The following is a 13,450-nucleotide window of genomic DNA, read 5'->3' as shown; positions in this document are numbered from 1 at the left end:
CTTATATCGAATAATGTAAAGTAAGGAATAGGGGGAAGGAAGATGGATGTAAAAGAACACCTTTCATTTTTTGCTGCTTTGTATCAAGTAGATGAACATGCAAAAATAGGAATGTGGCTGTTATACTTTACTATTTTAGGGCTATCTGTTCTTGTGTACAAACTCGGGTTTGCAAAGAAGCTGCCGCTTTTAAAATCTGTGGTTATTTATCTATTTTTAGCTTTTGGATGTACGATTTTAACGTTTTTAGGCATTTTTTTACCTGTAGCTGAAGGGCTTGTGGTTGCAGCGCTTGTATTAATTATTTATAAAATACGGCTGTATCAGGCTAAAAAGCAAAACTCCACGTTGGGTTCATAAAAGACTACATAAAAAGACGCTTGTAGCTACAAGCGTCTTTTTAGTATGATATAGCCGAAGACAAGAGCGGCTGCGAAAATTAAATGGCCAGCTGTCCAATAAAAAATTGCTACTGCATCATCCACCGCAGGCGTAGGCTTAAGCGCAAGCAGCGTCAACGGAAAATACAAAGGAATGGTTGGAAGTGTTAATAAAAAAGAACAAAATACGATTTTTCGAATAGACATATTTTTTAATTTACCTACTATGTAAACAAAAACGATCCCAATTGCAACGGCAATGAATAAATGAAAAACAAACTCCACCCATTCAGGCCATTGAATAGGGCCAATGATAGGAATAAAATCAACATTTAATAAAAGGGTATAAACTTGTGTGCCCGTTAGCCATTCTATCCATTTCAAACATAGCCCAAGGATAATCCCGCTGAACATGCCAATACTTATTCCTAAACGGAGCACCTTACCAATCCTCCTCTGTCTTTTTCGACTCATATAGTTTAAAGTTACCAGTAGCTATGCGTTCTTTTGTTCGTTTTTCAATCCGTTCAGAACATTCATTGCACATATATGTATGGATAGGACGGTTGCGCAGTCGTTTTGCCACGAGCGTTTCATCCTCAATTGTTTCAATTTTATCGCACATGACACATTGTACTCTCATTTCTATCACCTCAACTTCTCTATACATCATTCTAGCCGAAAATTCTTGTTTTATAAAGTTTTTTTGCGGTGCTATCTCTCAGGAGAAAAGGAACGATAGGAAAACATTCCTAAAGAAGCAGGTAATTTTGCTTGTTAGCTCGAAGATAGTAACTAGTAAGTACATAAACAGTAGGAGGGATGAAAATGGCCAACGAAGTCGAGACTCAATTAGTAGATGCATTATACGATGAGCTACAGACAGAGAGATTTGCAACCATTTCAACTATTGATTTTGAAACAAACGCTCCAAATGTTAGTGCCATTTCGTGGTTAGTAGCTCCGACTAAACAAAAAATTCGATTTGCCGTAGATGTCAAATCGAGGATTGTAGAAAACATTAAACATACGAATAAAGCAGTGGTAAATATTCTTGCTAATGAATCATGCTACTCAATCAGCGGAATAGCTGAGGTAGTGCAGGAAAAGTTAGAAGGAGTAGCTTTAAAGCTGACACTAATTGAACTAGATATTAATGAAGTAAGAGATGTCATGTTCTATGGCTCTAAGATTTCAGTAAACCCTTCATATGAAAAGACCTATGATCCAGTAGCAGCCGCTAAACTCGATAAGCAAGTAATTGAAGCGATAAAAAAAGCTTAGCAGCGGCCTGCCGCTAAGCGACTTTCTTATTCATTTTTTTGAAGGTGATTATTAGATTGTTTTTCCTGCTCATTCTTTAAATTTTGCTCTTGTTTATTATTTAATTTTTGATTGTTTGTATCTGTTGAACTAGGATTTCGGCGGATTTCTTCTGCAAATTCAGGCATCACTCGGTTTACAATGGCTGCTAATTCATCTAAAAATCCTGTAACCGGCCGACCTTTGCGAATTTCATTTCCAATTTGTTTTAGCCGAGCGACCGTATCAGGATCTGCAATAACAACAGAGTTAGCGCCGTACGGATCAGCTTTCAGACCTTCGGCAACTGTATATTTGATTGAACTTACTTCTGAACGATCAATATCTTTGCCGACGTCAATGCCTACGATTGCATACTTGCCGAGCACAATGGCAGTAGCATCATTTACATTCGGAACGCTTGAAGCCAGTTCAACTAAATGCGCTGATATTTCATTAGCAGTACGCTTGTGAGAGCGTTCAGGAGATGAATTTTTGACCTGTACAATTCGATCTGTCTTTTGCCCTTCTTCAACGTCTGCTTGATTATTGTTGCAGCCGGTTAGTGTAATAAAACATAAGCTAATGGATAGAAAAAATTTGTTCATGTGGGAGACTCCTCCTTATGAATGACTCATTTTTTGTAGTAATTTGTATTTAGTTTCTAATAGTTCTTCTATCTTTATACACGTGTTCATATATTTAAAGAAAATGGTCCGTCCATTTAAGGTCACTTCACACATGTGCGTTACATAGTATATAAATGGATGGGTGCCTTGTTTCACTCCTTACAGGAAAAACAATCGGAGTAGGAGGCTGAATTATTGGGAAAAATTTATGTATTAGATACGAATGTTTTATTACAAGATCCGCATTCAATTTTTTCATTTGATGATAACGAAGTAGTGATTCCAGCCGTTGTACTAGAAGAAGTTGATTCGAAAAAAAGAAATATGGATGAAGTCGGACGAAATGCAAGGCAGGTATCCAAACTCATTGATAACTTGAGACAACATGGAAAGTTATATGAGAAAATCCCGTTAGAAAATGGGGGCCATTTGCGAATTGAACTCAATCATCGCTCTTTTCAACAGCTTCAAGAAATCTTTGTGGAAAAAACAAATGATAATCGGATTTTAGCTGTTGCTAAAAATTTATCCCTTGAAGAGGAAACAAAAGAAGATGGACGTGAAGTGATACTAGTGAGTAAAGATGTGTTGGTACGTGTGAAGGCTGACGCAATCGGTTTAAGAGCAGAAGATTTTTTAAGTGATCGAGTAGTGGAATTCAATAGTATTTATACAGGCTTTTCAGAAGTCTATATTGCAAAAGAACTGCTGAGTCAATTTTACGAAAAAGGAGAGCTGCTAACGTCTCAAATTGCAAACCACTCCTTTTTTGCAAATCAATTCTTAGTGATGAAAGATGCATTTGGAGGATCCGGATCAGCCATCGGCATTGTCGATCAAACAACAACGAAAGTAAAAAAACTTTTATTTGAATATGATCATATCTGGGGAATTAAACCTCGAAATGTTCAGCAAATTATGGCGTTAGAACTTCTTCTTAGAGACGACGTTCAACTGGTCACGTTAATTGGAAAGGCAGGTACGGGGAAAACGCTGCTTGCTTTAGCTTCAGGACTTATGCAGACGGAAGATCTAGGGTGTTTCAAAAAGCTGCTTGTAGCTCGTCCAATTGTTCCTTTAGGGAAAGATATTGGATTCTTGCCAGGAGAAAAGCAGGAGAAGCTTCGTCCATGGATGCAACCAATTTATGATAACCTAGAGTACTTATTCAACACTAAAAAACCTGGAGAACTGGATGCGATTCTAGCGGGGCTGAGTTCAATAGAAGTGGAAGCCTTGACGTATATAAGAGGCCGAAGTATTCCGGAACAGTTTATTATTATTGATGAAGCACAAAATTTAACGAAGCATGAAATTAAAACAATTTTAACAAGGGTAGGGGAAAAGAGTAAAATTGTGCTTATGGGAGATCCGGCTCAAATTGATCATCCTTATTTAGATGAGTATAACAACGGATTAACGTACGTAGTTGAAAAGTTTAAAGAGCAAAAAGTATCGGGCCACGTTCGGTTAATCAAAGGAGAGCGCTCCGGGCTAGCACAATTAGCAGCTGATATTCTTTAAAAAAAAGTGGGGTCCCTTTTGGAACCCCACTTTTTTTATTATGTAACGATGATTTCTTCCACATATTTAATAGGGTTATTTCGGTTAGATCCGTCCGGTAAATAGACATAGATAGGCCCGTCTTCTCTAAGAGGCTTTCCGTCTTGGCTGAAACCAAAGATTAGTTTTTGCGCTTCTTCTAATGAAAAAGAAATCAGCGCGTCTTTTGTTTTAAATGAAACGTTGGTAGCGTCTTCAGTAGGTGAAGCGTTTGCTAGAAAAGGTGCAAATAAAATCCCAAATGTTCCATTTACTAGCTCCTGTTTTTTGAATTTCTTTTCGGTTTTTAACGTAGGAGGAAAGACGGCTCCTTCTTGAATTTCACGGTCCCAATGCTTAGAAACAGCCTTTGTGTACGCTTCTGTCTCATCTTTTTGCTCCGGTGGATGTTCAAAGAAAACGTCCATATCGAGCTTGCGGTCATCGAAAATCCACACGCTTGGGTCGAGTGTCAGCGTATATTTTACTTTTCCTTTTAACATAATAATTGAATTCATCATAAATGCCCCCTTGCTAAAAGTATAAGCGCTTTCTCCTTATTTGTCACTTTGATGAAAAAATTTAGTTGAGAGTGATTCTCGTATGATATAATGTAAGAGTCAACGAAAGTGCGAAATTTCCTACATCTATGGTAATGGTTTTGAGAAAGTAACAGTATAAAAAAGACGGCCAGCCTCACGGACATGTTTATCCTTGCTTTTTTGGAGCATAGCCTTTAAAATTGAGAGATAGATTAGGTAATCGCTCGCGAACGGAGGGATTGAGTTTGACGCCTGAGACAATGATAGATCATCGTGAAAAAGCGTATGCGTTGTTAAAAGCTGATGCAGATAAGATTTTGCAATTAATTCAAGTTCAAATGGATAACTTAACAATGCCACAATGTCCTCTCTATGAAGAGGTTTTAGATACACAAATGTTTGGTTTATCAAGAGAAATTGATTTTGCAGTTCGTCTTGGTTTAATTGATGAACGTGTTGGAAAAACATTGCTAGACCGCCTCGAGCGTGAACTTTCTGCACTGCATGAAGCGTTTACAAAAAAATAAAAATCACGCGATCGAAACTCAAACTATATACAAACGTAGTTTGAGTTTTTTATTACAGGTGGTTGAAATTTCCTAATTTACTCAAATTTGTACATAAAAGATGAAACGAAACAGAAACACGTCATTTTTAAAGGAAGAGGGTTATGGTAAAAAAAATATTTAGGCATTTTGACTATTCAATTGTAATTCCAGTGCTGCTTCTTTGTGCGGTTGGACTAGTTATGGTTTACAGTTCAAGTATGATTGTAAGTATTACAAGATATCATACGTCAAGTGATTTCTTTTACAACAGACAAAAAATGTGGCTTGCGTTTACGCTTGTATTGTTCATTTTAACAATGCTAACACCTTACAAGCTGTATCCTAAAATACTGCCTTATGCGATTCTGGGCATTTTTGTACTGCTTTTGCTTGTGTTTGTAATGGGGCATACGAGTAACAATGCGCAAAGTTGGCTGCAGCTTGGCGGAGCAAACATGCAGCCGGCTGAGTATGCCAAGCTTGTTGTCATTTTATACTTATCGTATGTTTTGTCTAAAAGGCAAGAGTATATTGACAACATCAAAAAAGCTTTTTTTGGACCTATGGGTCTTGTATTTCTAATATTAGGTTTTGTAGCGATTCAGCCTGACCTTGGAACGGGATCAATTATTTTTGCGATTTCCGTTACCATTATGCTATGTTCGGGAATCTCTAAAAAAACTTTTTTCCGCATGTTAGCACTAGGTATTATTTTGCTTACGGTCATTATTACGATTGGTTTTTTTACAGGTCAGTTTACTGCCAATCGAATCGGCCGTTTTACCGGTGCGTCAGATCCGTTTGCTAATGCTCAAGGAACCGGTTATCAGCTGGTTAATTCATATTTAGCAATAGGTACAGGAGGCTTAAAAGGCCTTGGTTTAGGAGAAAGTGTACAAAAGTATGGTTATCTTCCCGAGCCCCATACCGATTTCATTATGGCCATTATTGCAGAAGAATTAGGATTCTTTGGAGTTATGCTCGTGCTGGGCCTTTTAGGCTTCTTAATTTTCAGGATTTTAATGCTGGCTAAAAAATCTCAGGATCCGTTTGCTAGCATGATTTGTATTGGAGTAGCCAGTATGATAGGTATTCAAACAGGCATCAACCTTGGAGGGCTTACGGGACTCATTCCGATTACCGGCGTCACGCTTCCGTTTATCAGTTACGGAGGGTCTTCGCTGCTAACGCTGATGGTGTCTATGGGAATTATTGTAAATATTTCATTTTTCGTAAATTATCAAAATAAAAAACAGAAAAATACGGAAAATATCGTGCTACATCCGAACAATACATCAACAACAAGCGATTGATTTTCGTAAAAAAATTGTGTAAAAAAAGCAAAAATTTATTGGAATTTTATTATTTTCCATTGATTTTTGCTTTTCTTTTATCCAATTTTGCTATATATTGAAGTTTATACGAAATTGAGAGGAGATTAGCAACATGAGTTTTGTAACTAAAAAAATCAAAAAAGTATTAGTAGCAAACCGAGGAGAAATTGCGATTCGTGTATTTCGAGCATGTACTGAACTGAATATTCGGACTGTTGCAATTTATTCGAAGGAAGACGCAGGTTCTTATCACCGTTACAAAGCGGATGAAGCCTATTTAGTAGGAGCGGAGAAAAAGCCGATTGATGCTTATTTAGATATAGAAGGCATCATCGACATTGCTAAGTCTCATGATGTAGATGCTATTCACCCTGGCTATGGTTTTTTGTCAGAAAATATCCAATTTGCAAAACGTTGCGAAGAAGAAGGCATTATTTTCATTGGCCCAAAATCCAAGCATCTTGATATGTTTGGCGATAAAGTAAAAGCACGTCATCAGGCTATTCAAGCAGATATTCCCGTTATTCCTGGTACAGATGGTCCTATTGATTCAATTGACGAAGCAAAAGAATTTGCTAATCAGCATGGATATCCTCTAATGATCAAAGCAGCTTTGGGCGGAGGCGGTCGAGGTATGCGTATCGTTCGCGATGCAGACAGCCTGAATGAATCTTATGATCGTGCCAAATCAGAAGCAAAAGCGGCTTTTGGTAATGATGAAGTATACGTCGAGAAACTAGTTGAAAATCCAAAACATATTGAAGTGCAAATTTTAGGTGATGAACAAGGAAATGTTGTGCACCTTTACGAACGCGACTGTTCAGTGCAGCGTCGTCACCAAAAAGTAGTAGAAGTAGCACCAAGTGTTTCTATAGATGAAGACTTACGTCTCCGCATTTGTGAAGCAGCTGTGCAGCTGATGGAAAAAGTGCAGTACATAAATGCTGGTACAGTTGAATTTTTAGTATCAGGAAACGATTTTTATTTTATTGAAGTAAATCCACGTGTTCAAGTAGAGCACACAATTACTGAAATGATTACAGGTATTGATATCGTTCAATCGCAAATTTTAATTGCGGACGGCTACGCACTTCACAGCAAGGAAGTGTCTATTCCTGCACAAGACCAAATTCACGTACATGGATATGCAATTCAATCTCGTGTAACGACAGAAGACCCGTTAAATAACTTTATGCCGGATACGGGTAAGATTATGGCTTATCGTTCTGGTGGCGGTTTTGGCGTACGTTTAGATACGGGAAACAGCTTCCAAGGTGCTGTCATTACGCCGTATTATGATTCACTGTTAGTAAAAGTAACAACATGGGCCTTAACATTCGATCAAGCCGCATCAAAAATGGTACGGAACTTAAAAGAGTTTCGTATTCGTGGAATTAAAACCAATATTCCATTTCTTGAAAATGTAGTAAAGCATGATAAGTTCTTAACAGGCGCTTATGATACATCCTTTATTGATACAACGCCTGAACTTTTCGTCTTCCCTAAGCGAAAAGACCGCGGAACTAAAATGCTTACATACATTGGGAATGTTACGGTAAACGGATTCCCGGGTGTATCGGAAAAGAAAAAGCCAATCTTTACGAAACCGCGTGTTCCTAATGTCGATATAAAACAACCAATTCCAAACGGAACAAAGCAGATTTTAGATGAAAAAGGCGCTGAAGGGCTAGTAAATTGGGTGAAAGAACGCAAGGAAGTGCTATTAACGGATACAACCTTCCGTGATGGCCATCAGTCTCTTTTAGCAACGCGTATTCGTACAAACGACTTAAAACAAGTAGCTAACCCAACTGCACGCTTGCTTCCGGATTTATTTTCTATGGAAATGTGGGGAGGAGCAACGTTTGATGTCGCTTATCGATTCTTAAAAGAAGATCCGTGGGATCGCTTGCTTACTTTACGTCAACAAGCGCCAAACGTTCTTTTCCAAATGCTTCTTCGCGCGTCAAATGCGGTTGGATATAAAAACTATCCTGATAATGTAATCAAGGAATTTGTTGAAAAATCAGCTTATGCAGGTATTGATGTTTTCCGTATCTTTGACAGCTTAAACTGGGTGCAAGGAATGACTCTTGCAATTGACTCTGTTCGTCAAACAGGGAAGATTGCAGAAGCAGCGATGTGTTATACAGGTGATATTTTAGATCCGACGCGCCGTAAGTATGATTTGGATTACTACAAGAACTTAGCAAAAGAGCTTGAGCAGTCTGGAGCACATATCCTAGGCATTAAAGATATGGCGGGTCTTTTAAAACCACAGGCAGCTTATGATTTAGTATCGGCTCTAAAAGAAACGGTCGATATCCCAATTCACCTTCATACGCATGATACAAGCGGAAACGGTGTATACACGTATGCAAAAGCAATTGAAGCAGGTGTAGACATTGTAGACGTAGCCGTAAGCTCAATGGCAGGCTTAACGTCGCAGCCGAGCGCTAACTCTCTTTATTACGCATTAGAAGGTGCGGACCGCAGACCAAATCTGGATATTAAAAATCTAGAAGAGCTTTCTTACTATTGGGAAGACGTGCGAAAATATTACCAAGACTTCGAAAGCGGGATGAATGCTCCTCATACGGAAGTGTACGAGCATGAAATGCCAGGCGGTCAATATAGCAACTTACAGCAACAAGCAAAAGCAGTTGGTTTAGGAAACCGCTGGGATGAAGTAAAAGATATGTATTCACGCGTGAATTTGTTATTTGGTGATATTGTAAAAGTTACGCCATCATCAAAAGTAGTTGGAGACATGGCATTGTTTATGGTTCAAAACAATTTGACAGAAGAAACGCTGTTTGAGCGCGGTGAAACGCTTGACTTCCCGGATTCCGTTATTGAATTGTTTGAAGGGTATTTAGGACAGCCTCACGGGGGATTCCCTAAAGAGCTTCAGCGCATCATTCTAAAAGGCAGAAAACCTATTACAGTTCGTCCTGGAGAACTGTTAGAAGATGTGGATTTCGATGCAGTGAAAGAAAAGCTATTTAAAGACTTAAATCGTCAAGTGACGAGTTTTGACGCCATTGCTTATGCGCTGTATCCAAAAGTATTTATGGATTATCACAAAGCAGTCGAACAATACGGAGACATCTCTGTTCTTGATACACCGACTTTCCTATACGGCATGCGTTTAGGAGAAGAGGCTGAAATTGAGATTGAAAAAGGAAAAACCTTAATCGTTCGCCTTGTATCCATTGGAGAACCGCAGGCAGACGGTACGCGAACAGTATACTTTGAATTAAACGGTCAGCCTCGTGAAGTCGTGATTAAAGACGAAAGTGTCAAAACAACCGTTACGGCAAAACAAAAAGCCGACCAAGGAAATCCGGCCCACATTGGCGCTTCAATGCCTGGAACCGTTATTCGAGTAGTAGTAGAAAAAGGCGATAAAGTCTCAAAAGGTGATCACTTAATGATCACAGAAGCAATGAAAATGGAAACAACCGTGCAAGCACCATTTGACGGCGTGATTAAACAAGTACACGTATCGAATGGAGATGGCATCCAGCCGGGAGATTTATTAATTGAATTAGAAAGCTAATCAAAAAAGGTACGAGCTCAGAGCTCGTACCTTTTTTGATTAATTATGTGTATGACGCGTTGCAAGTAAGGTCAAGTAGCTTAATACACCGAATAGGAAAGAGATAATTAAAGAATGAGCAAGCGCGAGCTCTAGCTGCAGACGTGTGACAACAACAAGCATACCGGAAACCGCCTGAAAAATAACTAGAATGAGAGCAGCTAACCATCCGTAAAAAATATTTTTTTGATGACGATAATATTTAACTGCATGGATAAAGGCAGCTAAAATCCATACAAACGTTAAAACAGCAGCGGATCGATGTCCCATTTGAATCCACTGATTCAAATCAACGGGTAGCCAACCGTTTCCGTTTGAACAAAATGGAACGTCTGGACAGGCTAAGCTAGCTTCTTTATGGCGAACAAGCGCGCCCGTGTACACAACGGCATATGTGTATAAGATAACCCCGTAAATATGTTTTTTCATTTTAGAGCCTAGCTGCATATTAGCTGTGTCGAGCTTTTGATCCACTTCAAAAATGATAAGTGTTAACAGCAGTACAGAAGCAAACGAAATAAGGGAAATACCAAAATGAAGAGCAAGCACCGCATCTGATTGCCCCCACATAACGGCAGCGGCCCCAATTAATGCTTGCAGTACTAGGAAGAAAAAAGAGATAAACGCTAAAGGTCTAACTTCTTTTATATGTCCTAGTGAAATCCACGCCCATACGCATAAAGCGAGTACAAGAAAGCCCGACACGCCAGAAACTAAGCGGTGGCTTAATTCAACAACGGTTTCAAATGTTAAAGGGTCGGGAATGAGCTGTCCGTTACACAGAGGCCAAGAATCTCCGCACCCGTCTGCTGAACCAGTTTTCGTAACAAGAGCACCGCCAAGTAGAATAAGTAACATGGCTATGCTCGTCACAACGGATAAAAACTTTAATCCAAGTCGCACAATAATCACCATCCTAAAAGCAAAGTAAGTAATATAACGAGCTAAACATTTTATCCTAATCTTTTTGTATATTAAACATAAATTTCATTTATTCTCCATAAACTTGATTGAATTTGTTATAATGGTAGAAAGTGTAAGGGTTGTTCATGAGTTTGACTCTGCAGATATGTAAAAGGTACCGTACAGAAAACTATTTTACTTGCAGAAATATCTTTTAACAAGTGACAGGGACATGCATTTAGCTCATGACAAAAAAAATCCATATTTTTTTCATGAATTCTTCACAAAGTAACGGCAAAATATGGTTTAATAAACATGAGAAATAGATAATTCTCTACTATTTTATCGTTTACATGTGAAGCTTTTAAGTAGTTTCGGTGAGAGGAATATGACTTCTTTGTGAACAAAGAGGAGATTTTTGTAAAAATATGTTGAAAACGCCTTCATTTATAGACTCTTTATTTACTAGATAAAAGTCTGTGGATGAGTAAAGGAGGAAGCGCCATGGAAGATTCAAAAATGGTGGAAGATTCAACGCTTTCTGCATCGCCTAACACAGCTCATGTAAGCGAAAATAGTTCCATTTGGTCAGATTTTTTAGCTACGATTAAAATCGGAATAGTCAACTCAAATTTCATCACCACCTTTACTGGTTTTTGGCTAGCTCTTTTCTTCAACGAACAACACTTCTTAGAAAACCTGGATAAAGCATTTTTTACTTTAATAGGTTCTTCACTTATCATCGCCGGTTCATGCAGTTTGAACAATTACATAGATCGTGACATTGACCCTCTAATGGAACGAACGAAGGGACGACCTACAGTGACAGGAAGCTTTACACCTTTGACGGTCCTTGGGATTGGAATCGGTTTGACGTTAACCGGCTTGCTTATGCTACTAGTTGTTTCTTCCGTAGCCGCTCTCATCGGATTAGCAGGAATACTTACATATGTAGTTCTTTACACCATGTGGTCCAAAAGACTATACACAATTAATACAGTAATCGGAAGTATATCAGGCGCTGTCCCGCCATTAATTGGATGGGCCGCTATCGATCCCAATTTACACGTAGTGGCTTGGGTATTATTTTTAATCATGTTTATTTGGCAACCGCCTCATTTTCTAGCTCTTGCTATGCGAAGATGTGAAGAATATCGAGCAGCGGGAATCCCTATGTTGCCTGTTGTACATGGTTTTGAGCTTACAAAACGACAGATTCTCATTTGGATTGCTTGTTTGTTGCCATTACCTCTTTATTTATACAAATTAGGCATTCCATTTCTAATTTTGGCCACTGTTTTAAACATAGGATGGCTATTTTTAGGATTTGCTCAATACAATAAACAAGAAGACACAAAGTGGGCTAGCATGATGTTTGTCTACTCACTAAACTATTTAACTATTTTATTTGTCTCAATGATTGTCGCAACGCTTTTTGCCTAGATAAAATCTTTCACTGAATGCGACACTGCACAAGGGGGATTTCTTCTACATGTAGAATTCATTATAGAAGGAATAAGTTTTATGCTCAAGAGGGCATAGATGAAATCACGTCAATGAAAGAGAGGTTGGGGAATGGTATGAAAAAATGGCGATTGAACTTTCGTGTTTTGTCGTTATTTACGCTGCTTGCATTCGTGTTATCGGCCTGTGGAAAACCGTTTTTGTCAACACTTAAGCCTGCAGGTGAGGTAGCTGAAGAACAATATTTGCTTATGCTTCTTAGTACAGCCATCATGGTTTTAGTTATTATTGTGGTCACCATTATCTTTATATTTGTTATTCTGCGCTTTCGTCGTCGTAAAGGCGAAGAAAACGTGATTCCAAAGCAAGTGGAAGGAAGCAGAAAGTTAGAAATTATATGGACAGTGATTCCTATCTTGCTGCTCATTATTTTGACTGTTCCAACGGTCATCTCAACATTTAAGCTAGCGGACGTAAAAGGAATGAAGGACAAAGATGCTGTCGTAGTAAATGTGCGTGCTAACTTGTACTGGTGGGAATTTGAGTATCCTAATCAAAAAATTATTACATCCCAAGATCTAGTTGTTCCAACGGATAAAAAAGTCTACTTTAATATTAAAGCTTCTGACGTCAAGCACTCATTCTGGATTCCTTCAGTTGGAGGAAAGCTCGATGCTAACACAGAAAATGATAATAAATTTTGGCTAGTGTTTGATTCTAAAAAATCGAAGGAAGCTAACGGGGTTTTCTACGGAAAATGTGCTGAGCTTTGCGGTCCATCTCATTCTCTTATGGACTTTAAAGTACGGGCTGTATCAAGCAATGAATTTGATACGTGGGCAAAAGATTTGAAAAAGGCAAAGCCTGATGTAGAAACAGCATCCGCAAAAGCGGGTCAAGAGGTCTTTAATGAAAGCTGTATCGGATGCCATGCTGTTGATGTCAAAGACAATCGTCCAGAGCAAGCTCGTCAAGCACCAAACTTAGCCGGTTTTTCTGAACGTGAGCGTGTAGCCGGAGTGCTTCCTCACAACAAGGAAAATATCAAAAAATGGTTAAAAAACCCTGAGAAAGTTAAGCCGGGTAATAAGATGAGTGGTACATATCCTGACTTAACTGATGAACAAGTAAATGAGCTAGCAGACTATTTAATGAGTTTAAAAGAAAAATAAACGTCCAGTCGTTTTTAAAAGGGGAGGTTTAGC

At 38.6% G+C, this 13,450-nt stretch carries 13 protein-coding genes; 8 read left to right on the top strand and 5 right to left on the bottom strand.

Annotated elements, in window-relative coordinates:
* Window positions 1-42: 42 nt before the first annotated feature.
* A complete protein-coding gene (locus tag WKH56_RS11355; RefSeq protein WP_013056067.1) occupies window positions 43-360 on the top strand; it encodes a YlaH-like family protein in 318 nt (105 codons plus the stop codon).
* A 26-nt stretch (window positions 361-386) separates the two neighbouring features.
* Here WKH56_RS11355 and WKH56_RS11350 read toward each other — a convergent pair whose 3' ends face one another.
* Both WKH56_RS11350 and WKH56_RS11345 read right to left on the bottom strand, forming a co-directional pair.
* Window positions 387-821, bottom strand: coding sequence for a hypothetical protein (locus WKH56_RS11350; protein ID WP_221832919.1), 435 nt, complete (start codon window positions 819-821; stop codon window positions 387-389).
* Window position 822: 1 nt separating this feature from the next.
* The gene (locus WKH56_RS11345; protein ID WP_013056069.1) at window positions 823-1,023 is read right to left on the bottom strand and encodes a YlaI family protein; all 201 of its coding nucleotides are present in this window, start codon (window positions 1,021-1,023) and stop codon (window positions 823-825) included.
* Window positions 1,024-1,208: 185 nt separating this feature from the next.
* Between WKH56_RS11345 and WKH56_RS11340 the strand changes: the two genes are divergently transcribed.
* The gene (locus tag WKH56_RS11340) at window positions 1,209-1,664 is read left to right on the top strand and encodes a pyridoxamine 5'-phosphate oxidase family protein (protein WP_028414102.1); all 456 of its coding nucleotides are present in this window, start codon (window positions 1,209-1,211) and stop codon (window positions 1,662-1,664) included.
* A 26-nt stretch (window positions 1,665-1,690) separates the two neighbouring features.
* On the opposite strand, the gene WKH56_RS11335 is transcribed toward WKH56_RS11340, so the two are convergent.
* The gene (locus WKH56_RS11335) at window positions 1,691-2,290 is read right to left on the bottom strand and encodes a YhcN/YlaJ family sporulation lipoprotein (RefSeq protein WP_013056071.1); all 600 of its coding nucleotides are present in this window, start codon (window positions 2,288-2,290) and stop codon (window positions 1,691-1,693) included.
* Window positions 2,291-2,506: 216 nt separating this feature from the next.
* On the opposite strand from WKH56_RS11335, the gene WKH56_RS11330 reads away from it, so the two are divergent.
* Complete coding sequence (locus WKH56_RS11330) at window positions 2,507-3,835, top strand: PhoH family protein (protein ID WP_013056072.1); 1,329 nt, start codon at window positions 2,507-2,509, stop codon at window positions 3,833-3,835.
* Window positions 3,836-3,873: 38 nt separating this feature from the next.
* Here the strand turns inward: WKH56_RS11330 and WKH56_RS11325 are convergent, their stop codons facing one another.
* Entirely contained in the window at window positions 3,874-4,374 is a 501-nt protein-coding gene (locus tag WKH56_RS11325) for a hypothetical protein (protein ID WP_014460988.1), read from the bottom strand.
* 281 nt (window positions 4,375-4,655) lie between these two features.
* Here WKH56_RS11325 and WKH56_RS11320 point away from each other — a divergent pair, with 281 nt between their 5' ends.
* The 3 genes from WKH56_RS11320 (at window position 4,656) to pyc (ending at window position 9,839) form a co-directional block, all read left to right on the top strand.
* The gene (locus tag WKH56_RS11320; protein WP_370506486.1) at window positions 4,656-4,922 is read left to right on the top strand and encodes an Fpa/YlaN family protein; all 267 of its coding nucleotides are present in this window, start codon (window positions 4,656-4,658) and stop codon (window positions 4,920-4,922) included.
* A gap of 143 nt (window positions 4,923-5,065) precedes the next feature.
* Window positions 5,066-6,256 carry an FtsW/RodA/SpoVE family cell cycle protein gene (locus WKH56_RS11315; protein WP_028414100.1) on the top strand — a complete coding sequence of 397 codons (1,191 nt, stop codon included), beginning with the start codon at window positions 5,066-5,068 and terminating at the stop codon, window positions 6,254-6,256.
* Window positions 6,257-6,389: 133 nt separating this feature from the next.
* Window positions 6,390-9,839 (top strand): pyruvate carboxylase, encoded by a 3,450-nt coding sequence (gene pyc, locus WKH56_RS11310; protein ID WP_033578413.1) that lies wholly within the window; start codon window positions 6,390-6,392, stop codon window positions 9,837-9,839.
* A 39-nt stretch (window positions 9,840-9,878) separates the two neighbouring features.
* Here the strand turns inward: pyc and WKH56_RS11305 are convergent, their stop codons facing one another.
* Window positions 9,879-10,781 carry a COX15/CtaA family protein gene (locus WKH56_RS11305; protein WP_028414098.1) on the bottom strand — a complete coding sequence of 301 codons (903 nt, stop codon included), beginning with the start codon at window positions 10,779-10,781 and terminating at the stop codon, window positions 9,879-9,881.
* Between the two features lie 504 nt (window positions 10,782-11,285).
* On the opposite strand from WKH56_RS11305, the gene cyoE reads away from it, so the two are divergent.
* A complete protein-coding gene (cyoE, locus tag WKH56_RS11300; protein ID WP_310884268.1) occupies window positions 11,286-12,224 on the top strand; it encodes a heme o synthase in 939 nt (312 codons plus the stop codon).
* 137 nt (window positions 12,225-12,361) lie between these two features.
* Entirely contained in the window at window positions 12,362-13,417 is a 1,056-nt protein-coding gene (gene coxB, locus WKH56_RS11295) for a cytochrome c oxidase subunit II (protein ID WP_310884269.1), read from the top strand.
* Window positions 13,418-13,450: the final 33 nt, after the last annotated feature.

This window comes from Priestia sp. SB1, from assembly GCF_038898415.1.
Note: the sequence above shows the minus strand (reverse complement) of the source record. Positions and strands in the feature narration are given on the sequence as shown.

Bases quoted from the DNA above. Each gene is read 5' to 3' on its own strand.
- WKH56_RS11355 (WP_013056067.1), top strand. From the start codon at position 43: ATGGATGTAAAAGAACACCTTTCATTTTTTGCTGCTTTGTATCAAGTA.
- WKH56_RS11345 (WP_013056069.1), bottom strand. From the start codon at position 1,023: ATGAGAGTACAATGTGTCATGTGCGATAAAATTGAAACAATTGAGGAT.
- WKH56_RS11340 (WP_028414102.1), top strand. From the start codon at position 1,209: ATGGCCAACGAAGTCGAGACTCAATTAGTAGATGCATTATACGATGAG.
- WKH56_RS11335 (WP_013056071.1), bottom strand. From the start codon at position 2,290: ATGAACAAATTTTTTCTATCCATTAGCTTATGTTTTATTACACTAACC.
- WKH56_RS11325 (WP_014460988.1), bottom strand. From the start codon at position 4,374: ATGATGAATTCAATTATTATGTTAAAAGGAAAAGTAAAATATACGCTG.
- WKH56_RS11320 (WP_370506486.1), top strand. From the start codon at position 4,656: ATGATAGATCATCGTGAAAAAGCGTATGCGTTGTTAAAAGCTGATGCA.
- WKH56_RS11315 (WP_028414100.1), top strand. From the start codon at position 5,066: ATGGTAAAAAAAATATTTAGGCATTTTGACTATTCAATTGTAATTCCA.
- pyc (WP_033578413.1), top strand. From the start codon at position 6,390: ATGAGTTTTGTAACTAAAAAAATCAAAAAAGTATTAGTAGCAAACCGA.
- cyoE (WP_310884268.1), top strand. From the start codon at position 11,286: ATGGAAGATTCAAAAATGGTGGAAGATTCAACGCTTTCTGCATCGCCT.
- coxB (WP_310884269.1), top strand. From the start codon at position 12,362: ATGAAAAAATGGCGATTGAACTTTCGTGTTTTGTCGTTATTTACGCTG.